At 67.6% G+C, this 19,760-nt stretch carries 23 protein-coding genes; 6 read left to right on the forward strand and 17 right to left on the reverse strand.

What is annotated here, in order from left to right; genetic code table 11:
• Nucleotides 1–44 precede the first annotated feature (44 nt).
• The 16 genes from AC5RVZ_RS20195 to AC5RVZ_RS20270 all read right to left on the reverse strand — a co-directional run bounded on the left by AC5RVZ_RS20195 (nt 45) and on the right by AC5RVZ_RS20270 (nt 13,539).
• Nucleotides 45–623 (reverse strand): flagellar hook assembly protein FlgD, encoded by a 579-nt coding sequence (locus AC5RVZ_RS20195; RefSeq protein ID WP_494067494.1) that lies wholly within the window; start codon nt 621–623, stop codon nt 45–47.
• A gap of 13 nt (nt 624–636) precedes the next feature.
• Nucleotides 637–1,524, reverse strand: coding sequence for a flagellar hook-length control protein FliK (locus AC5RVZ_RS20200; RefSeq protein WP_494067495.1), 888 nt, complete (start codon nt 1,522–1,524; stop codon nt 637–639).
• 746 nt (nt 1,525–2,270) lie between these two features.
• Complete coding sequence (locus AC5RVZ_RS20205; protein ID WP_494067496.1) at nt 2,271–3,158, reverse strand: C40 family peptidase; 888 nt, start codon at nt 3,156–3,158, stop codon at nt 2,271–2,273.
• 2 nt (nt 3,159–3,160) lie between these two features.
• Nucleotides 3,161–3,583, reverse strand: coding sequence for a flagellar FliJ family protein (locus AC5RVZ_RS20210; RefSeq protein WP_494067497.1), 423 nt, complete (start codon nt 3,581–3,583; stop codon nt 3,161–3,163).
• A 2-nt stretch (nt 3,584–3,585) separates the two neighbouring features.
• Nucleotides 3,586–4,914 carry a FliI/YscN family ATPase gene (locus AC5RVZ_RS20215; protein ID WP_494067498.1) on the reverse strand — a complete coding sequence of 443 codons (1,329 nt, stop codon included), beginning with the start codon at nt 4,912–4,914 and terminating at the stop codon, nt 3,586–3,588.
• Nucleotides 4,911–5,567: a FliH/SctL family protein gene (locus AC5RVZ_RS20220; protein ID WP_494067499.1), complete on the reverse strand. Its 657-nt coding sequence runs from the start codon at nt 5,565–5,567 to the stop codon at nt 4,911–4,913. The genes AC5RVZ_RS20215 and AC5RVZ_RS20220 overlap by 4 nt, the downstream gene beginning before the upstream one ends.
• A complete protein-coding gene (fliG, locus tag AC5RVZ_RS20225) occupies nt 5,557–6,576 on the reverse strand; it encodes a flagellar motor switch protein FliG (protein ID WP_493979185.1) in 1,020 nt (339 codons plus the stop codon). The genes AC5RVZ_RS20220 and fliG overlap by 11 nt, the downstream gene beginning before the upstream one ends.
• Nucleotides 6,573–8,207, reverse strand: a complete 1,635-nt coding sequence (gene fliF / locus AC5RVZ_RS20230) for a flagellar basal-body MS-ring/collar protein FliF (protein WP_494067500.1) — start codon at nt 8,205–8,207, stop codon at nt 6,573–6,575. The genes fliG and fliF overlap by 4 nt, the downstream gene beginning before the upstream one ends.
• Nucleotides 8,207–8,512, reverse strand: coding sequence for a flagellar hook-basal body complex protein FliE (fliE, locus tag AC5RVZ_RS20235; protein ID WP_494067501.1), 306 nt, complete (start codon nt 8,510–8,512; stop codon nt 8,207–8,209). Before fliE ends, fliF begins: the two co-directional genes overlap by 1 nt.
• Nucleotides 8,512–8,904 (reverse strand): flagellar basal body rod protein FlgC, encoded by a 393-nt coding sequence (locus AC5RVZ_RS20240; protein WP_493979188.1) that lies wholly within the window; start codon nt 8,902–8,904, stop codon nt 8,512–8,514. Before AC5RVZ_RS20240 ends, fliE begins: the two co-directional genes overlap by 1 nt.
• The gene (locus AC5RVZ_RS20245; protein WP_494067502.1) at nt 8,904–9,245 is read right to left on the reverse strand and encodes a flagellar basal body rod protein FlgB; all 342 of its coding nucleotides are present in this window, start codon (nt 9,243–9,245) and stop codon (nt 8,904–8,906) included. The genes AC5RVZ_RS20240 and AC5RVZ_RS20245 overlap by 1 nt, the downstream gene beginning before the upstream one ends.
• A gap of 125 nt (nt 9,246–9,370) precedes the next feature.
• Nucleotides 9,371–9,844: a hypothetical protein gene (locus AC5RVZ_RS20250; protein WP_494067503.1), complete on the reverse strand. Its 474-nt coding sequence runs from the start codon at nt 9,842–9,844 to the stop codon at nt 9,371–9,373.
• The gene (fliS, locus tag AC5RVZ_RS20255; protein WP_493979190.1) at nt 9,831–10,277 is read right to left on the reverse strand and encodes a flagellar export chaperone FliS; all 447 of its coding nucleotides are present in this window, start codon (nt 10,275–10,277) and stop codon (nt 9,831–9,833) included. Before fliS ends, AC5RVZ_RS20250 begins: the two co-directional genes overlap by 14 nt.
• Nucleotides 10,274–11,626 (reverse strand): flagellar filament capping protein FliD, encoded by a 1,353-nt coding sequence (gene fliD, locus AC5RVZ_RS20260; RefSeq protein WP_494067504.1) that lies wholly within the window; start codon nt 11,624–11,626, stop codon nt 10,274–10,276. Before fliD ends, fliS begins: the two co-directional genes overlap by 4 nt.
• 120 nt (nt 11,627–11,746) lie before the next feature.
• Nucleotides 11,747–12,577: a flagellin N-terminal helical domain-containing protein gene (locus AC5RVZ_RS20265; protein ID WP_494067505.1), complete on the reverse strand. Its 831-nt coding sequence runs from the start codon at nt 12,575–12,577 to the stop codon at nt 11,747–11,749.
• Nucleotides 12,578–12,726: 149 nt separating this feature from the next.
• Nucleotides 12,727–13,539 carry a sigma-70 family RNA polymerase sigma factor gene (locus AC5RVZ_RS20270; protein WP_493979254.1) on the reverse strand — a complete coding sequence of 271 codons (813 nt, stop codon included), beginning with the start codon at nt 13,537–13,539 and terminating at the stop codon, nt 12,727–12,729.
• 245 nt (nt 13,540–13,784) lie between these two features.
• On the opposite strand from AC5RVZ_RS20270, the gene AC5RVZ_RS20275 reads away from it, so the two are divergent.
• The 4 genes from AC5RVZ_RS20275 to AC5RVZ_RS20290 are packed head-to-tail and all read left to right on the forward strand — an operon-like array spanning nt 13,785 to nt 17,005.
• Nucleotides 13,785–14,270 (forward strand): flagellar protein FlgN, encoded by a 486-nt coding sequence (locus AC5RVZ_RS20275; RefSeq protein WP_494067506.1) that lies wholly within the window; start codon nt 13,785–13,787, stop codon nt 14,268–14,270.
• Nucleotides 14,271–14,280: 10 nt separating this feature from the next.
• Complete coding sequence (flgK, locus tag AC5RVZ_RS20280) at nt 14,281–15,711, forward strand: flagellar hook-associated protein FlgK (RefSeq protein ID WP_494067507.1); 1,431 nt, start codon at nt 14,281–14,283, stop codon at nt 15,709–15,711.
• A gap of 29 nt (nt 15,712–15,740) precedes the next feature.
• Complete coding sequence (locus tag AC5RVZ_RS20285; RefSeq protein ID WP_494067508.1) at nt 15,741–16,625, forward strand: flagellin N-terminal helical domain-containing protein; 885 nt, start codon at nt 15,741–15,743, stop codon at nt 16,623–16,625.
• Nucleotides 16,622–17,005 (forward strand): flagellar assembly protein FliW, encoded by a 384-nt coding sequence (locus AC5RVZ_RS20290; RefSeq protein ID WP_494067509.1) that lies wholly within the window; start codon nt 16,622–16,624, stop codon nt 17,003–17,005. Before AC5RVZ_RS20285 ends, AC5RVZ_RS20290 begins: the two co-directional genes overlap by 4 nt.
• Before the next feature lie 185 nt (nt 17,006–17,190).
• Here the strand turns inward: AC5RVZ_RS20290 and AC5RVZ_RS20295 are convergent, their stop codons facing one another.
• On the reverse strand, nt 17,191–18,123 hold the full coding sequence (locus tag AC5RVZ_RS20295; protein ID WP_494067510.1) for a tRNA pseudouridine synthase A: 933 nt from the start codon (nt 18,121–18,123) through the stop codon (nt 17,191–17,193).
• Nucleotides 18,124–18,295: 172 nt separating this feature from the next.
• On the opposite strand from AC5RVZ_RS20295, the gene AC5RVZ_RS20300 reads away from it, so the two are divergent.
• Both AC5RVZ_RS20300 and AC5RVZ_RS20305 read left to right on the forward strand, forming a co-directional pair.
• A complete protein-coding gene (locus tag AC5RVZ_RS20300) occupies nt 18,296–18,844 on the forward strand; it encodes a DUF2243 domain-containing protein (protein ID WP_494067511.1) in 549 nt (182 codons plus the stop codon).
• On the forward strand, nt 18,841–19,731 hold the full coding sequence (locus AC5RVZ_RS20305; protein ID WP_494067512.1) for a cytochrome c oxidase assembly protein: 891 nt from the start codon (nt 18,841–18,843) through the stop codon (nt 19,729–19,731). The genes AC5RVZ_RS20300 and AC5RVZ_RS20305 overlap by 4 nt, the downstream gene beginning before the upstream one ends.
• Nucleotides 19,732–19,760: the final 29 nt, after the last annotated feature.

Here is a 19,760-nt window from a genome sequence, read left to right on the forward strand (position 1 = left end):
GGGAAAATTTGGTGGCGGCACAAGCCGGCTTAGCGGGGAACATCTCAGGCGGCGGCACCCCCGGTGGTACCGGCGGCGCCGGCCGCGGCGCTGGCGCTCGGCATATCGGTGCCGCTGGCACCCGAGGCAGCACCGGCGTCGTTGGCACCCGAACCGGCACCGGCGTCGTTGGTGGTTTCACCCAGACCCGACTCCCCCGGCGCGCCGGCGGCGGTGATCCCGGCGACCAGATCCAGCGGGATCTCCCGGCCGTCCACGGTCACCTGCGGGACCGGCCCGGCATAGGACACCGAGGTGGCGGTTCCCGTGACGAGCGAACCGTCCGCACCGTAATAGCTGACCTCGCGGCCCACCAGCGCCGCGGCTACGCCACGCATCTGCAGGGAGAAGTTCTCCTCGCTGGTGGTGGTCATGGTGGCGATGCTTTCCATCATGGCCAGCTGTGTGGACTGGGAGATCATCTGGTTGGTGTCCATCGGCGAGCTGGGATCCTGGTTCTGCAGCTGGGTGACCAGCAGGTGCATGAACATCTCGCCGTCCATGGTCTGTTTCGGTGCTCGGACCGGCGGGGCGGTGTACGTCGGGGCGACTGTGCCGACGGGCGCGACTGAGTCGGTGGGCATGGTTCTCCTTGTCTCAGGCCAGCACGTCGAGGCTGGTCGATATCCCGTAGGGACGTCTCAGGGCGGATGGGTCGGTGGTGTCCGGGGCCGCGTCGGCGGCGGTTCCGGTGGCCGCGCCGGGGCGGTCTTCCTGCCCCTGGGGGCCGCCGGAGGGCCGGCCGTCGGGGCCGAACTGCATGCCGGGGCGCGCATCATTCGGGCGGTTCTGGTTGGACAGGTCCAGGTTCGCGTTCAGGCCTGTGGCCGCAAGATCGCGCTTCAGGTCGGCCATGACGGCGCGCAAGGCGTCGCGGCCCGCGTCATTCGGCGCGAAGAGCTCCACACGGACGCCCTCCCCCGTCACGTGGGCCCGGACGGTAACCGGGCCCAGGTTGTCAGGGGTGACGCTGATGGTCATCACATGCTCGCCGGGCTTGGCCTGCGCGAGGGTGAAGAGCGGGCGGGCCACCTGCGCGGTGAACGGCAGCTGCTGGTTCGGGGGGACGGGAGCAGCGGCGGGGGCGGGGGCGGCGGCCGGCTGGGACACCGGGACCGGCTGTGCGGCGACCGGCACCTGAATGCCCTGCTGCAGCTGTTCGGTCTCGCCGCGCACGGCGCTGGCCGCGGTTGTGGCGGCCGCTGCTGTGACGGCCGCACCAGTCGCTGCCCCGCCGGAAGGAGTGCCCGGCACGGGTTGTCCGGGAAGCACGACGCCGGTGGTCGGCTGCGTGGGAATGGTCGCCTGGGCTGCGGGCTGGGTGGGAACCGCCGGCCCAACCGGGCCGGCCGGCTGGTTCTGCGCAGCGTCGTCTGTCCCGGCCGCCGGCACCACGCCGGCGCCGGCGGCAGCGGCCGCGGCGGCAGTCCCTGCTCCGGCAGCCGGTCGGGGTGCACTGGGGTCGGTGGCGGCAGCCCCTGCCACGGTGGCGGCCGGACTTCCTGCGCCTTGCCCGGCGACGCTCTCGCCGTTAGCAGGGCTAGCTGCGGACGGGGCACCGGCCAGGGTTGCGGCCGCTCCTGCATGGGAACCAACCGGGCCAACCGGGCTGACCCCAACGGATGCTCCGGCGCCGCCTGCGGTGCCGTCGACAGAGGCGGGCCAGCCGCCGGTACCGCTAAATGCACCGGTTGCACCCGTTGCACCGAGGCCAGCTGAAGTGTCCGCACCTGCCGACGACTCACTTCCGGCGGCAGCATCGGCTGGCCCCGCGGGCTGAGCCGCGTCGCCGCCCTCTTCGCTGATCGGAGTGCCTGCGCTGGTCGGATCGCCGGCGGTGAGGCCCTGCCCGGCCAGGAGCGGCCAGGGCGCCGGAGAACCTTCGAGACCAGCGACTGCGGCCGCCGGATCAGTCGCCGCAGTGCCGCGGGGCGGCGGTCCTGTGACAGAGCCTGTGGTGCCGGCGCCTGGCTGCGATGCTGCACCGCGACCGGTTTCGGTCTGGGCAGTTCCGGCCGCACCGGCCGCCCCGGCGGCACCCGCGGCAGCCGCGCCGCCCCCGGCGGAGGCACCGCCGTCGTGCTTGTTGCGCTTGGCCGAAGCAGTGGAACCGTGCCGCAGCGCATCCTGCATGGCGGCGTCGAAGCCGGGAGAAGAGGAGCGCGCGGCAGCGGGCCCGCCGGAACGGGCGGAGGACGCCGGGGCGATGGGCAGGGAGTTTATGGGCAGGCTCATGCGGTTCGTCCCCTCGCCATGGCCGCCTGGGCGGTGGCCAGCAGGTCGGTCAGTCCGGCGCCGCCGGAGCCCTGGCCGCCGTTGAGCATCGAGGCCAGTCCGGTGTTGCCGGTCTGGCCGTTGAGCATGGCGGTGATCGCGCCGGACGTGCCGTTCTGTCCGGTGAGCATGGAGGTCAGCCCGGTGGACGTGGACAGCTGCGCGGCGGCGATCAGGTCGGTCAGCGCGGTCTGCTGGTCCGCGGTCAGCGCCGCGCCGGGAGCGACGCCGGAACCGGCGCCCGCGGCCTGGACCGAGGATTCCTCGGGCAGGATGCGGCGGATGGTGGTGAGGTTGGAGTCGTTCTCCCAGGCGTCCCGGACCTTAATCGTGTCGCCGGGCTGCGGGGCGTCGATGGCCTTGCCGTTGCCGAGGTAGATGGAGACGTGGCCGCCGTCGAAACTGAAGAGCAGGTCGCCGGGCCTGGCGTCGGCCATGGATGCCACCGGCGTGCCTTCCTTCATCTGGTCCCACGTGACGCGCGGCAGGTCGATGCCGATGTCGCGGAAGGCGTGCTGCACGAAGGACGAGCAGTCGAGGCCGACGGACGCGTCGTTGCCGCCCCAGACGTAGGGCAGGCCCACGTACTTCTCGGTGGCCTTGATCAGCTCGGCGGCGTTACCGGTCGCGGCACCGGTTCCGCTTGCGGCGCCTGTCCCGGAAGCGGCGCCGGCGCCGGCGGCCTGGGCTGCTGCCGTCAGCGCGTCGGCGAACGCGCTTGCCGTGGCGCCGCCGGTGCTGCCGGCCGCGGTTGCCCTCGCCGCGGCCTCCGCGGCGGGGACGGGCTGGGCGAGCTGGGTCAGCGTGGACTGGATCTGCTGGATCCGCCCGAGGGTATCGGTCATGCTCATCGTCCGTCGCCGCCCCGGGCGCCGGTGGACAGCTCGTCCAGCACCAGCTGCTCGCGCCGCAGCTCTTCGAACGCCTCGGCCGCGAGGTGCCTCGTCTCGAGCTTCTCCAGGCCCACGGACTGCTTGCGCACGGCGAGGAACTCCTGCTGGGCCTGCTGCGCCTCGTTCCGCCGGGCCAGGTCCAGATTTTCCAGGTCGGCCAGCATGCTGCGCGAGGCCGAGCGGGCCGCCGCCACCGCGTGCAGCGTGGCCGCATCGGAGACTTCGCTCATGATCTCGCCCAACTCGTCGCGGGCAGCGACCACCCGGGCGCCGGACTCGCGGGCGCGGTGGTTCGCGGCGGCGAGGTTGCCGGCGGCCTGGTCCTGCTGAAGCTGGCGCAGCCGCAGCAGCCCGGCCAGGGGGAAGGATCGTGCCATCTCTACATACCTCCAAGGGTGCGGGCCAGGCGGTGCAACTGCTCCCACGACTGCGCGGCCGGCGTCTGGTCATCCATCCGCTGCTGCAGGAACAGGTTGATGTCGTCTTCGTGCTGGACGGCCGCGTCCACCAGCGGGTTGGAACCGGGCTGGTAGGCGCCCACGTCCAGCAGGTCCTGCGCGGCCTTGCGGGCCGCCAGCACCTTGCGCAGGGCGCCGGCGGCGCGGGAGTTCTCCGGGTTGTTGACCTTGGACGCGACGCGGGAGATCGAGCCGAGCGGGTCCACCGACGGGTAGTGCCCGGAGACGGCGAGCTTGCGGTCCAGCACCACGTGCCCGTCCAGGATGGAGCGGGCCGAGTCGGCGATGGGTTCGTTGTGGTCGTCGCCGTCCACCAGCACCGTGTACATCCCCGTCACCGAACCGGTTTCGGCGGTGCCGGCGCGTTCCAGCAGCCGGGCCAGCAGGGAGAAGGTCGACGGCGGATACCCGCGGGTGGCGGGCGGCTCACCGACGGAGAGGCCGATCTCGCGCTGGGCCATGGCCACGCGGGTCAGCGAGTCCATCATCAGCACCACGTCCGCCCCGCGGTCGCGGAACGATTCGGCAATCCGGGTGGCGGTGAAGGCGGCGCGCAGCCGCATCAGCGCCGGCTCGTCCGAGGTGGAGACCACCACGATGGACCGGGCCAGGCCGGCCTCGCCGAGGTCGTCTTCGAGGAACTCGCGGACTTCACGCCCGCGCTCCCCGACCAGCGCGATCACGGAGACCTCGGCGTCGGTGCCGCGGGCGATCATGGACAGCAGCGAGGACTTGCCCACCCCGGAGCCGGCGAACAGGCCCATGCGCTGGCCCTTGCCCACGGTGGTGAGCGTGTCCAGCACGCGCACGCCCAGCTGCAGCGGCGTCTCGATCCGCGCGCGGTGCATGGCCGACGGGGTGTCGTTGTCCAGGGGGACCAGCGAGTCGAAGACCAGCGGACCCTTGCCGTCGATCGGCCGTCCCATCCCGTCCAGCACCCGGCCAAACAGCCCGTTGCCGGTGGGCACCAGCACCGGCGCGCCCTTGGCCTTGGCCGGGGTGCCGGTATTGATCCCGGTGAGCCGGCCCAGCGGCATGCAGCGGATGCTGTCCCGGCCGGTGGCCACGACCTCTGCCTCCACGCCCTGGCCGTCGCCGATAAGCACGAGGTCGCCGATGGCGCAATCCAGCCCAATGATTTCGACGCCGAGGCCCACCACCGAGGACACCATCCCGTAGCGCGGGGGCCGGGCCGCGGCCAGCGCGTCGGCGAACCGGTCGGCGCGGGGGCGCCAGGCGACCGCGGTCACTGCCGGGCCTCCAGCAACGCGGCCTTGGCGCGGGCGAGCGCCGTGCCGATCCGCGCGTCCAGGAAGCCGTCGGCGAACTCGGTGACGGCGTCCCCCGGCGCGAGCGACGAATCGGGGCTGAAGCTCACCCCGGCCTGCTGCCGCGTCTCCGGCGCCAGCATGGTCAGGTCCGTCGGATTCATCCGGACGGTCTGCACGCGGGAGGCATCCACCCCTGCCAGTGCCCGGGTGAGGGCCGAACGGGCGGAGGCCGCGCCGTCGGACAATTCATGGCCCAGGATGGCTTCGGCCAGTTCCATGGCCGCGGCGGCCAGGGTGTTTTGCGCGGCGGCAAGTACCGGCGCGGTCCGTTCCTCCAGCGCACGGGCGGCCGCACCGAGCGCGGCCACTGCGTGCTGCAGGCGGGCGCGGGCGTCAGCCATCGCGGCGGCGTGGTCCTGCTCCATCGCGAGCTGGCGTGCGCGCATCAGTTCGGCGCCTTCGCGCATGCCGGCGGTGTAGCCGGCGGCGTGGCCGCGGACCCTGGCCTGTTCGAGCGCCTGTTCCTGCGAGTCGTCGCTGCGCAGTTCCGTGTAGCGCAGCTTGGCGAAGGCCCCGGTCCCGGTGTTCAGCTCCGGGAAGCTCATCCTGGAGAACGCGGCGTCAGTAGACATACTCGTCCTCCTCCGCCGCGCGCTGGACGGTGATGATGCCGCTGGCCTCGAGCTCGCGGATCGAGCGGACGATGTCCGCGCGGGCCTCTTCGATCTGCGACATGCGCAGCGGGCCGGTGGCCTTGATCTCGTCGTCGAGGATGTCGCGGTTGCGTTCGGAGACGTTCTTGCGGATCAGCTCGGTGACCGGTTCGCTGGCGCCCTTCATGGCCACCGCGAGCACCGCGATCTCGATGCCGCGCAGCACCTGCTGCACGTCGCGCGGTTCGAGCTTGGTGATGTCTTCGAAGGTGAGCATCCGGGAGCGGACTTCCTCCGCCAGCTCCGGATCGCGTTCCTCCAGGGCTTCCAGGAGCGCGCGTTCTGTGGCGACGTCGGCGCGGTTGATGATGTCCACCAGCGGCCCGACGCCGCCCACCACCTCCACCTGTTGGCGCGGCACGACGGCGCCGGCCCGCACCTTGAGCGTGTCCGCCACGATCGACACGGCTTCGGGGGTGGCGGTGCCCATGGTGGCGATGCACTGGGCGACCTCCGGCCGCACCGAATCCTCCAGCCCGGCGATCACCGTGGACGCGAGCTCCGGGCGCACGTGCGCGAGCACCAGCGCGATGGTCTGCGGGATCTCGCCGTTCAGCAGCGTGATCAGCTGGGTGGGGTCGGCGTCATCCAGGAACTCGAAGGGTTTCCCGGCCATGGAGGTGGCCAGCCGGTCGAGCACGCCGGCGGCCTTCTCCGCGCCGAAGGAGGCGGCCAGCAGCCCGGCGGCGAACTCCCTGCCGCCGCGGGGCCGGCGCCGGCCCTTGACGGTCATGTCGTGGAATTCCTTGAACGCCTCCTCGGCGGTCTCGGGATCCACCCGGCCCATGCTCACGAGCTCGGCCGTGATCAGCTCGGCCTCGGCCTCGCTGAAGCGCTTCATGACCTCGGCGGCCCGGGCCTGTTCCATCTGCATCAGCACCACGGCCACCTTCTGGGTGCCGGTCAACGTGGTCAGTAACTCGCTCATGCGTTCTGCTTGTCATCCATCAGGGAGCGCAGGAAGTCGGCGGTCTTGTCCGGTTCCTGGGCGGCCAGGGCGTCGATTTCCGCCCGCTTGCGGTTCATGTCCTTCTGTTCGTCGGACAGCTCCGGCGGGCCGGCGAGCTCCAGCGCGGTGGTGTTCGGGCCGGTGACCACGGGGATCGGTTCCGGGACGATGATGGGCTTCGCGGGAAGCTGCAGGTCCTGCGGTGCCTCGATCTCGGGCTGGAAGTCCTGCAGCTCGCCCAGGTCCACCGGCTCGCGGTTCTGCCTGCGGGACCAGCGGGCGTAGACCAGCAGGGCGATGATCACCAGCAGGATGATGCCGGCGGTGATGATGGCGGTGCGGATCAGCTCGGCCTGGCGCGCGGCTTCCTCGGCGGCCTGCGCGGCGGCCAGCGCCTCGGCGGCCTCCTGTGCGCCGGCGGTGTTGAACGGCACGAGTTCGACCGTGACCTCGTCCCCGCGGTCGGCGTTGATGCCGGCGGCAGTGGTCACCAGGTCCTCGATGTTGGCCACGTTCAGGGCCCCGGCGGCGTCGGCGTCCAAGGCCACGGACACGGTCTGGCGGTTGATCGCCCCGGCCGGGATGGCGCGGGTCTCGGTCACCTTGTTCAGCGCGTTGTTCTTGGTCTCGGACTCGGAGGTGAAGGTCCCGTCGCCGCCGGCGTTGCCCGGTACGGCGATGTTGTCCGGGCCCAGCACGCCGGCCGCTCCCCCGCCGGTTCCCTCGTACTCTTCGGTCTGCGCGGACTCGTTCAGGGCCGGCGCGCCGTCCGGCGTCGTGAAGGTCTCTTCCACACGCTCGGCGGACTCGTAGTTCATGTCCGCGGCAACCACCACGGAGGAATTGCCCGGACCGACCACGCGGTCCAGCATGCTCTGCACCGAGGCGCGCACGCGCTCCTCGTAGTCGGAGGCCTGCTTGTCCGCGGAGCCGGTGGCGCCCACGCCCACGGCGGAGAGCACGGTGCCGGCGGCGTCGATGACGGCGACGTTTTCCGGCTTCATGCCGTCGATCGAGGCGGAGGTCAGGTGGACGATGGCCTGGACCTTGTCGGCGGACAGGGTGGTCTTTTGGGTGTCCACGAACACGGACGCGGTGGCCTCGCCCTTCTCGGAGACGAAGACCGTCTCCTCCGGGATGGCCAGCCGTACGGAAGCGGTCTCGACGCCGTCGAGCGCTTGAATGGTGTTGGCCAGTTCGCCTTCCAAGGCCCGCTTATAGGTGACCGACTGCTGGAACTCGGAGGACGTCACGCCCATGTCGTCGAGCAGCGAGTAGCCGCCGGTGGACGAGCTCGGCAGGCCGGCCGCGGCTGCCTTGAGCCGCTGGTCGTAGACCTTGTCTTCCGGCACCAGGATGGTCCCGCCGCCGTTGGTCAGCTCGTACGGCACGCCGTCGGTGCGCAACTGCTCCACGATGATGTTGGCGTCGGCCGCGGCCAACCCGGAGAACAGCGGGGTATAGGAGGGCTTGGATGCCCACGTCGTCAGGGCGGCAACGCCGAGCACGACGACGGCAATACCGATGATCGCGATGGTGCGCTGGGCAACGGTGAACTCGCTGATGGTTTTACCCAGCCGCGAGAACCAGGAGGAGACCTTTCCGGGCATCAGGCCTGCATCCTCATGATCTCGTTGAAGGCGTCAACGCCCTTGTTCCGGACGGCTGCCACGAGTTCCAGCGTCACGGCGGCGCGGGTGGAGGCCAGGGTCGCGTTGTGGATGTCGTTCAGGTCGCCCGTAACGGCCTGGATGGCCAGTTCATTGGAGGCGGACTGCAGCTGCTGCAGGTTGTCGATGGCACCGGTCAGGGAGGTGGCAAAGCCGACGCCGTTGGTGGCCTGCGGGGCTTCGGCGGCCGGCAGGTAGCCGGTGCCTGCGACGCCCTGGATCGGCGGAATGGAAGAGAGCGGCATCAGTTGCGTCCAATCTGGAGGGCGGCCTCGTAGGTCGTCTTCGCCCGGTCCACCACGGCCGCGTTGGCCTGGTAGCCGCGCTGGGCCAGGATGAGGTTGCCCATCTGCTGGGACAGGTCGATGTCCGGGTAGCGGACGTAGCCGTCCTCATCCGCCAGCGGGTGGTCGGGCTCGTGGACCATGCGGCCCTCGGCCTCGCCGAATTCCGCGCCGGCCACGTACACGCCGGAGACGCCCTGGCCTTCCTGAGCGATCACGTAGCGCGCTTGGAAGGCCGCGCCGTCGGTGCTGGTGGCGTTGTTCGCGTTGGCGAGGTTGTCGGAGACGGCGTCCAGCCACTTGCGGTGGACGGTCAGGCCGGTGCCGGCGATTCCAATGGCGTCGAAAGTCATTAGTTGGTCCTCATCGCCGTGCGGACGCCGCTGAAAGGGCTCTCGGCGGCACGGGCTGCAAACTGGTAGCGCAGCACTGTTTCGATGTTGGAGAGCGTCTCGGTGTCCAGGTTGACGTTGCTGCCGTCCAGCCGGGTGGGCTCCAGCGAGCGTTCCATCGTGGCGCTGGCGCTGCCGTTCCCGCGGGCCACCGATGTGGCGAGTGCTTCCTCGAACTGGACGCGCTGCGCGTGGTAGCCGGGGGTATTCACGTTCGCGATGTTGTTGGCGATGGCACGCTGACGCATGGCGAGGCCGTCCAGGGCGCTCTGCATGGCAGCCCCCGTCACAGATTCGAACACAGCAAAGACCCGTCTTACTACTGGCATGTGGGCGGCCGATCCATGGCCTGTTCTGTGAGCGATCCGTGCTCACTAACCAGTTATCGGCACGGAGACGGGAGTCGTTAGGTAAATCTTGAGATTGGTTAACCGTTTACGTCGAGATAGACGGAACGACCCGAAGTTCCGGGGGTAGGGACGGCATCCAAGAGCGCCGACTCCTGCCGGTTTTGCCGCATCTCGGCGCGCAATTCACGGATCACTTCCTGCTGCGCGGCCGCGAGTGCTGTCGCCCGCTCCACCAGCTCGTCCGGGATCGGCCCCAGCCCCTGCGGGGCCTTCCACCGCGCGACGGCGGTGCGCGGGCTGCTCACCGCCGCTTCAACGGTCTTGTCCCCGGGTCCGGCAACCTCGGCGGGCGCGCTGCTGCCCTGGCTCCCGGTCTCGGCCGTCCCGGTGAGTCCGCTGGCGTGGCCCGCGGGCTCGGCCGTTTCGGTGCGTCCGCTGCCTTGGCCACCGGTTCCGGCCGCCTCGGCGAGAGCCAGTTCGAGTTCGTCCAGCACGGCTGTCCAGCGCTCCACCGCGGAAACGTCGCCCTCCGGCATGTCAGGCAATGCCAAGTTCGCCGCCGAGGCCGACGCCACGGGATGGCTGTGCCGGAAGCTGCCCGGCGGCCTCGTGCCAGGCCTCGCGCAGCGGCTCCAGCAGTTCAATGCATTCGCGCGTCCGGGCCGCGTCGCGGTGGATGTTCGCGTTCATCATCGCGGTCAGCGTGTAGGTGTAGAGCGCTTTCAGGCCCTCGCCCCCGTCCCACACGTCAGTCTTCAGCGAGGACATCAGCTCGGACACGATGGCCTGCGCATGGATCAGGTTCTCGGACGCCACCGACCAGTGCTGGTTCTGCTGCGCGGCCTCCGCCCGGTTCAGGTCCAAGAGCAGCCGGTCATACAGCATGGTCAGCAGCCGGGCCGGTGTGGCGGACATGATCGCGTCACGCTGGAACTGGTTCCGCTTGGCCTGGGCGCCGAAGCCCGGCCCGTATGTCAGTGTCATTTCTTCATGCTCCCCCATGAGGGCAGAGTGGCCAGCTGCGAGTTGAGCCAGTCCCCCTGCGACTGCAGGCCGTTCAGCGTTACTTCAAGTTGGGCCCAGGTACGCTCCAGCGTGGAGCGCCGCGATGCGAGCCGGGTGTCCCAACTGCTTACCTGGTCGTTGAGACTGCGTACTAGCGATTCCTGGCCTTGGATTCGCTTCGTGATGGCACCGTCGTACTTGTCCGAGGCATCCGTCGCGGCAGTGGCCACGCGACCGGCGATGGTCTGGACGACCTTCTCGACCCACAGGGAGTCTTCCGTCATCGCCTTGCTGAACTTCTCGGTATCAAACTCAATCGAGCCGTCCTTGGTGACGCTGATGCCAATTTCCGACGGCGACCGCCCCTCTATGGGGCTGATGGCAGCGGTCATCATGCGCTGCTGAATATCGCGGACGCTGCTGTCGCCGGTAAAGATCCCGCCCTTGGTCGTCGTTGACCCAGTGGACGTGGAAACGTTAACCGATGAGTTCTTGGAGATGAACGAGAAGAGGTCTGTCAACCCGTCGACCAAGGCCTTAGCTTTTGCGGTCACGGCTTCGTCGTCGCGAGTGACTGTGATGGTTGACTTTGTCTCCCCTGGAACTGCGTCAGCACCAATGGTGACACTCACGCCGGGAAGAAGATCGGTGAAGGTATTGGTGGACGAAGAGATTGTCTGTAGCCCGCCCCAAATCGACACCTGGGCATCTTGCGCCATTTGGACGTCCGGCGCAGAAAACGACGGATCGCCCGCGAGCGTCACGGTAAACCCTCCGGCTTTCCCGGTCTCGTTCGCAACGAACTGCAGACGGAACTGTGGATTTGCGGGGTCGGAGCTCACCGACACTTTGGTTGCAGTGATGCCGGCGCCGGATTTATTGACCGCTGTGACGACCTGATCGAGAGTCATCCCACGGGTATCGATCTCGTCTTTGACTTGGCCATCTTTAAGCGCGATGGTGAGCATGGTGGCGCTTTCCGGCCAGTCGCTGAGCAGCGACGAAACCGAAACCTGTGCCTTTGCAAGTCGGACGACATCCAGGTCGATACTGCCGGACGATGCGCCACCCGTAGTAGTGACTGAGATCTCGTCAGAACTGCTTGTCCCCGCAAAGATGTCCAGAGACGTAGGCTTTGCGGTCTCAGTGGCGACTTTTCCCAGATCGGCGATGCGTGTGTTGAGCGCTTGTAGCGCACTGACCAGCGTTTGCGTGCTGAAGACCTTGTTTTTCAAGAGGGATTGTGGACGCGCTTCCAACTGCATCAGCTGGTTAATCATGGTCGCGGTATCCAATCCGCTGACCAAACCACCTATCGAAAAGGCCACGCCAGTCCCTCCTGAAGAGTCTGATTACTAGAGCGAATGCTGACGCCCGGCAGCGAAGAGTGTGAGGTCCAATTCGTTCGCCTCGCTGCCGGGCCGCATTCAGCCGTTAGCTACCCGGATTTAGCCGAGGAGCTGCAGCACACCCTGGTTGATCTGGTTGGCCTGTGCCAGCATGGCAGTACCAGCCTGGGACATGATCTGGCTCTTGGTGAAGTTCGCCATCTCCAGAGCCATGTCGGTGTCGCGGATCCGAGACTCTGATGCGGACAGGTTCTCGGCAGCGATGTTGATGCTCTTGATCGCATGCTCGAGACGGTTCTGAGAAGCACCCAGACCCGAGCGAGCGCCAGAAACGGTCTCAATGGCGGCGTCGAGGGTGTCAATGGCGTCCTGGGAGGTGCCATGATCGGTAAAATCAAGAGTGAGGCTACCGACCACTGCGGTGACGTCCGCAGCAGCAAGAGACACCTTAATCGAGCTGCCACTATCTACCCCGTCGGCACCAACCTGGAAGTTGAGTTCTGCAACAGACCCGTCGAGGAGCTGGATGCCGTTGAAGTTTGTCGATTCCGAAATACGGGTCAGTTCTGACGTAAGCTCAGTGACTTCGGCTGCAATTGCGGTTCTCGCGTCTCCAATATTGGAGTCGTTGCTCGCCTGAACAGCAAGATCACGCATGCGCTGCAGGATGGAGTGGACTTCGGTGAGTGCCCCTTCAGCCGTCTGAATGACCGAGATACCATCCTGGGCGTTGCGGGCGGCAACGTTGTAGCCGTTGATCTGCGAACGCAGACCCTCGGAGATGGACAGGCCAGCTGCGTCATCGGCAGCGCGGTTGATGCGCAGGCCGGTGGAGAGCTTCTCCAGGGACTTGGAGATGTCGTTCTGGGTGTTGGACAGGTTGCGGTACGAGTTCAGGGCCGCAACGTTGGTGTTAATGGCGAAAGCCATGATGAAACTCCTCCATGAGATGGTACAAATTCACCGGCCCGTCCATGGGCTGGCACTTGTAGCTATCGGAGGAAAACGAAGAACCGTTAGGAGAAGTGCAAAAGAATTTTTTCGCGGTGGGGCCGTCCTGGCCCGCTGACGCGAGCAGGCTAAGAAACCGCGGCCCGTGGCTGCGTGGCGGCGAAGCGTGTAATCCCGCCGATGGTCTGATCGGCCAGCGCAGTCAGGTACGCCTTCCGACGGGAGGGAGCGATCCGCGACTCGGGCACATGGCTGGCGCCGTCGTCGTCGGAATAATGGGTGTGCAGGCCGTCCCGGAGGAGGCGGATGGCCTCGGAGCGCTGCTGGGAGACGGCCGAGTGGGTAGCGCCGAGCTCTTCGGCGATTTCCTTGACGGTGCGGTCCTCGAAGTAGATTTGCTCCACGATGTAGCGCATCTTCGCGGGAAGGTGGTGCACGGCGGCCTTCAGGAAGGCGAGCCGCTCCTCGGTGAGGAGCGAGCCTTCGGGCGACGCCGTCTCGGAGACCAGGAATTCGGCCGTGGTGTCATCCAGGGCGGAGACGGTGCGGGAGGCATCGTCCATGGCGGCTTCCGCGGTCTCGCGGTCCACCCCGAGGGCGGCAGCCAGTTCGTCAACGCTCGGGTAGCGCCCGAGTTCGGCGGTCAGGGTTTCGCGGACGGACAGCGTTTGTTTGATCCGCTTGCGAACGGAGCGGGGAGCCCAGTCGATGGCCCGCATCTCGTCAGCAAAGGCGCCGATGATGCGACGGCGGGCAAAGGCGCCGAAGGGGACGCCGAGATCCGGGTTGAAGGCATCGGCGGCGGTGATGAGCGCCACCGAGCCGGCAGAGGCGAGGTCGTCGCGGGAGAGGTGGGTGGCTTTGGCACACACTTCGGAGACCAGGTATCCGACGAGCGGGAGGTTTTCAACCACCAGTGCATTACGGTCAGCACGATTCACTGACTTGTCCCCCTCCGTGCCCAGAAATACGTGGACGAACCATCCCTGCTACCGAAGGGTGCGGCTCCGGAAGAACGATTCATTTCTTGGTGAAACCTACCATCAAATGCTCCTAACGCAAGGGGGTGGTGCTGCCGATAGATAGGAATGTAGCCATGCCGTTACTTTTTGTTCATTTAGTGCGGCTTTTTGACGCGGACCCGCGGGGGTTGTGTCCGCAGAATCAACCAGGGGAGGTGCCTGACATGGGAGCCCATGAACTGTCCGCCATGCTGTGGCACGAACGCGAACTTCTTGAACTGCTGGTCTTCAAACTCGAGGAGGAGCAGCTGCTCCTGACTGCCGGCAAGTCCCGGTGGCTGCAGCACGCCACCCGGGAGGTGGAACAGGTGTTGGAGCGGCTGCGCGACGCCGGCCTGGCCCGCACGGTGGAGGTGGCCGCACTGGCCCGGGAGTGGGGTACGCCGGAAGGCGCCACGCTGCGGGAGCTGACCGAGCAGGCTCCGGTGGGGCCATGGGGCGAGATCTTCACGGGGCATCTGCAGGCGCTGACCCAGCTGACCCTGCAGATCCGCGAACTGCGCGACGTGAACGAGAAGTTCCTGCGTGCGGCTGCCCGTTCCACCCAGGAAACGCTGGCCAATTTCAATCCCGATGCCGGGACCTACGACGCACAGGGGACGGCAGGGCTTTCGGGCAACCGCTCCCAGCTGTTCGACACAACGATCTGAGGTTTTCGCAGTGAGTACCTTCAGCGGCCTGAACACCGCGTACACCGGTCTGGTGGCCGCCCGCCAAGGGTTGAACGTGGTGGGCCAGAACATCGCCAACGCCAATACCGAGGGCTACACCCGCCAGCGGGTCAGTACGTCGTCCATCGGCGCCCTCGACCGCACCGGGCTGCTGACCGGCGGAGTGCGGATCGGCCAGGGCGTTTCGGTGGACGCGATTGCGCGACTGGGTGACATGCACCTGGATACGCGCGTCCGGTTCTCGGCCGGTGTCGCCGGGTATTCTGCACTGCGCGCCAATACGATGTCCGGCCTGGAAGCGTCCTTGCGCGAGCCGGGCCAATACGGCATCTCGACGCAGCTTCAGGAGTTTTGGGCCTCCTGGCAGGCCCTGTCGAACCGGCCGGATGACGGCGCTGCCGGCGCGGTGGTGCTGGAAGAGGCGAACATCCTGGCCAACATGGTCAAGCGCGGTTACCAGGAAGTCCGCGAGCAGTTCTCCCGCCTGCGCTCCGATGTGGACACGATGACCGCGGAGGTCAACGGCGCTGCGTCCCAGGTAGCCAATCTCAACGAGAAGATTCGTTTTGCTGTTGCCAACGGAGGCTCCGCGAACGAGCTGATGGACCACCGCAACCTGTTGACCGAACGGCTGGCTGCCCTTACCGGAGCCACAGTTCGCCACGGCAGCGACGGGCAGGTGGATGTGCTGATCGGCGGGAATGCGATTGTCACTGGTTCCAGCGCCCAAAGAATCGCCGTCACAGCGGATTCGGATACGGACATTGCGGGCACCAAAGGTGTGCGCCTTGAGTGGGCGAGTCCGAGTCGGAACGGCATGCCGGTGGTTCTCGACGGTGGCGAAATCGCGGGCGCACTGTCCATGTTGAGTGGCACCGATGGCGGTCCGCTGCGGAGCGCAGCCAAGGACTACAACGACTTCGCCACCAAGCTGGCGCGAGTTGTGAACGACGTCCACACGACCGGCGTCACGCGCGGTGGCACAGCCGGAAGCGATTTCTTTGGCTTTCCGCCATCCGGCGATGGCGTGCCTGCCGCGCTAGGAATTTCTGTGTCCGTTACCGGCGTCGCACAGCTGGCGACCGGCTCCACCGTCTTGGACGGCAGCCTCGACGGTTCGAATGCCGACAAGATGGCCCAGCTCGGCATCGGCTCCAAATCTCCGGATCGCGTTTGGGAGAACATTGTCACGACCATCGGTGTAGCCGCGAAGACGGAGCTGCAGCAGTCCAACCTCGCAGATATTGCGTCCCAGTCCGCCAAGACCTTGCAGCTGTCCAACGCGTCGGTGGACATGGACGAAGAGAACGTCAACCTGCTGACATACCAGCACGCCTACCAGGGCGCAGCCCGGGTCATGACGGCGATTGATGAAATGCTCGATACGTTGATCAACCGCACCGGATTGGTCGGGAGGTAGCCATGATTTCACGAGTCACCAACCAAACGATGAGCAGCTTCGCCCAGCGAAACCTGCAGGACAATATGGCGCGTATAGCCAAGCTGCAGGAGCTGGCCGCCGGAGAGTCGCTGATTGCCCGCCCCTCGGACAATCCGACGGGCACCGCCGATTCCATGCGCACTCGTGCGGATATGCGCGCCAACGCGCAATACAAGCACAACATCGACGACGCCAATGGTTGGCTCACCACCGCCGACTCCGCGCTGGGCACAGTCACCGACTTGCTCAACAAGGCCCGCGACCTGACGATCCAGGCTTCCAATGGTTCCATCTCGCAAACGGCACGCGAGGCCGTCGCCTTGGAGCTTGCAAGCATCAAGGAAAGCCTTTTGGCTGCGACTCGGACGCAGTACCTGGGACGCAACGTGTTTGCGGGGAACTCCGACAAGCCAAACGTATATGAAGACCCCCCAACCGCGCCGTACACCGTAACCGAACCGAGCGCCACCGGCGTGAAGCGCCGCATCGGACCCGGGGAACACCAGACGGTACGCGTCGATGCCAGCGCTGCTGCGGTCTTCGGCGATGATTCCACGGGCAAGGGCCCATCGGTCTTCGCCCTGCTGGATACGATGATCGCAAAGCTCAACGGCGCTGGCAGCGTCAGCGAAGACTTGAACGACATCGACGCCCGCCTCAACACAGTGATCAACGCACGCGCCGAGGTCGGCACCCGTCACGCCCAGATCCTGAAAGCGCAGGAGACGAACTTGGACGAAGCTGTTTCGCTTGAAGCCCGCCGCTCCGGGATCGAGGATCCGGACATCGGAAAGGTAATCCTGGACCTGAAGATGCAGGAGGTGGCCTATCAGGCCGCCCTGCAGGTCACGGCTCGGGTGCTGCAGCCAACGCTGATGGACTTCCTGCGATGAGCGCCGCGCTGACCTTCGTGGCCCCTCCCCCGGGACTGGCACCACTGGTCGACTTCACCCTCGACGAGATCGCGGGAGCGGCCGGCCTGTACTCCCTGCAGCCCGTGGCCGAACCGGGCAAGCGCCTCTTCGTCCTGGACGCGGCGACCTACCTGAACCAGTACACCCCCGTGATTTCCGACGACGACCGTGCCGCCCTGGACCTCAACGCCTCCGAGGACGCCATGTTGCTGGTGGTGGCCAACCCCGGCGAATCGGGCACCACCGTGAACCTGATGGCCCCGATCGTGGTCAACGTGCACACCGGCGTCAGCGCCCAAGTCATTCTGGAAGGCCAGGACTGGCCGCTTCGTGCCGAACTGACGCCGCAGGCCGCCTAGCTGCACCCGCCGATCGCGTGACACTGCAGTAACGCCAGGAGAAGTCAGACGTCTGAAACTCTTGAGCTGACGGCAGCTACCGTGCAAGAGTTATGCCCACGGTCCAAGGGACCTGCTGGGGGATCCGGAATCACCGGTTAATGGCTTCCGGCGGCTTATGGGGGAACCGCCGGAAGCAACCACCCTCACCCCTCGTCCGGGTCCGCGCGTTTTGCCCGCGTCAGCTCCGCCCGGCGCAGCAGCTGACCGCCGTCGGGATAGAGCACCTCTTCCAGCACCAACGGATGCGGCGGAGCCAGCTTGCTCTTCGAGTCCCGTACCTTCGCCAACATCCGGTCGCGCAGCCACTCCGGCGCCTGCTCGCCGCTGCCCACCATCAACGATGCGCCGATCAGGGCACGCACCATGTTGTGGCAGAACGCGTCGGCTTGCACCGTGGCCGTGACCACGCCGTCGGCGCCGCGGGCGAATTCGAACTTCTGCAACTCCCGGATGGTGGTGGCGCCTTCCCTGGGTTTGCAGAAGGCCAGGAAGTCGCCGATGCCCAGGAGTTTAGCGGCTGCGAGGTTCAGGAGATCGACGTCGACGGCGTGCTTGTGCCACAGCGTGGTGTTGCGTGACAGCGGATCCCACGTCTCGGCCCGGTCCGCGATCCGGTAGCTGTAGCGGCGCCAGAGGGCCGAGAACCGGGCGTCGAATCCGTCGGGGGCGACGACGGCGCGCTTCACCTCGATGGCCCCGGCAAGGTCCCGATAGGGCACCGGGGCGCCGACGCGGCCGCCGAGCACCTTGGCCAGCACGCCGCGCAAGCGCCGGACCAGGGCTTCGGCGGGATCGACCTCCCGGCCGCGGGCCAAACCGTGCCACTCCCCCGGGTCCAGGTCGAAATGCACCACCTGACCGCGGGCGTGGACCCCGGCATCGGTGCGGCCGGCAACCGTCAATCGGATCGGCCGGCGGATCATGACCGCCAGCGCTTCCTCGAGCGCGCCCTGCACGGTCAGCCGGCCGGGCTGCACGGCCCACCCGCTGAAGGGTCCGCCGTCGTACGCAAGATCCAGGCGGATACGCAAGGGCGCGCCGTCCCGGTCGGGGACGGGTGAGACAGTCGGAGGCATGGATTCCATGCTACCGGGAGCCCCCGCGGGTCCCGGATGCAGCCGGCGCCCCGTCCCGATTGCGAGCGGGCGACCGCAGACGTCGGCGGACTGTCGACGGGGGCGGGCATTCGGTCTATGTTGCTGGGACGAGGCCCGCACCCCGGGCGGGATCGCGAGGTTCGGAGGAGCCATGGCAGCCAGCCCCGGAACGGCGACCACCACAGATCACAACCGCCGGATCGCCCTGCCCGGGATCGTCCTCGGGGTGGGGCTGGGCGGCTTCGTGGACGGGATCCTGCTGCACCAGATCCTGCAGTGGCACCACATGCTCACGAGCGCGGACACCGCGAACATCGACGTCGGTTCGTACCCGGCGAACACCGTCCACGGCTTGCAGATGAACACGCTGTGGGACGGCCTGTTCCATACGGTGACCTGGCTGGCCGTGCTGATCGGGCTGGGGCTGTTGTACTCGCGGGTGACGTCCTCGCGCGGGCGGGTCTGGGCATCCCGGACCCTCTGGGGCTGGATGCTCCTCGGCTGGGGACTCTTCAATCTCGTGGAGGGGATCATCGACCACCACCTCCTCGCGATTCACCACGTCATCGGCGGCGAGTACCAGATGCTGGCCGACATCCTCTTTCTGCTGTTCGGGGCGCTGCTGGTGATCGGCGGCTGGCTGCTGCAACGGTCCGGGCGGGTGGTGGACCTGAGGGCCCCGGGAAAGGAATCGGCGTGATCGGCGCCCACTCTGCCCACAACCACCAGCCAGCAGTGTACGACGGCGTGCTGCCGCCGGCGCTCGTGGCAGCGGCGGCCGTCGTCTACCTGGCGTTGGCGTGGCTGCGGGGCCGGGAAGACCGCGGCTGGAGCCGCTGGCGGACAGCTTCGTTCCTCGCCGGCTCGCTGTTGCTGGCGCTGGGCCTCGCGCCACAGCTGATGCCGCTGCCGCCGGACGGGCTGCCGGCCCACATGGTCCAGCACCTGCTGATTGGCATGTATGCGCCGATCGGGCTGGTGCTCGGTGCGCCGGTGACCCTGCTGCTGAGGTCGTTGCCGCGCCGTTGCGGCAAAATGATCGGCAGGGTGCTGCGCTCACGGCCGGCCCACCTGGTGACCAACCCGGTGACTGCGCTGATCCTCACCCTCGGCGGGCTGGCGGGCCTGTACTTCACGCCGCTCTACTCACTGGCGGCGGACACCCCGCTGCTGCACCACGCCATCCACCTGCACTTTTTGGCCGCCGGCTGCCTCTTCGCCTGGGTGGTCGCCGGGCCGGACCCGGCGCCGCGCAGGCCCTCCGTGCCGGCGAGGCTGGTGGTGCTGGGCGTCGCGATCGCCGGCCATGCGGTCCTGTCCCAGCTGCTCTACGCGGGGCTGTTCGTCCAGGTCCCCGCGCCGGCGGCCGAGCTGAGGCTTGCCGGCGAACTGATGTACTACGGCGGGGACGTCGCCGAGCTGTTGCTGGCCTTCGCGCTGGTGTCGACGTGGCGGCCCCGGCGCACGCCGCAGCCACGCCGGCCGACTCCCCGCCACAACACTGAACCGCGTCCCAAAGAACCGGCCGCAACAGGCTCCCGCGGGGGAACGGAACCCGCTCCCCCGCGGCGGGCACCGGCGTCGTGATGTGAGTCTTTGAGGTACGCAAAAGCCCG

The sequence above is a fragment of the Arthrobacter sp. Cza30 genome (assembly GCF_059090765.1).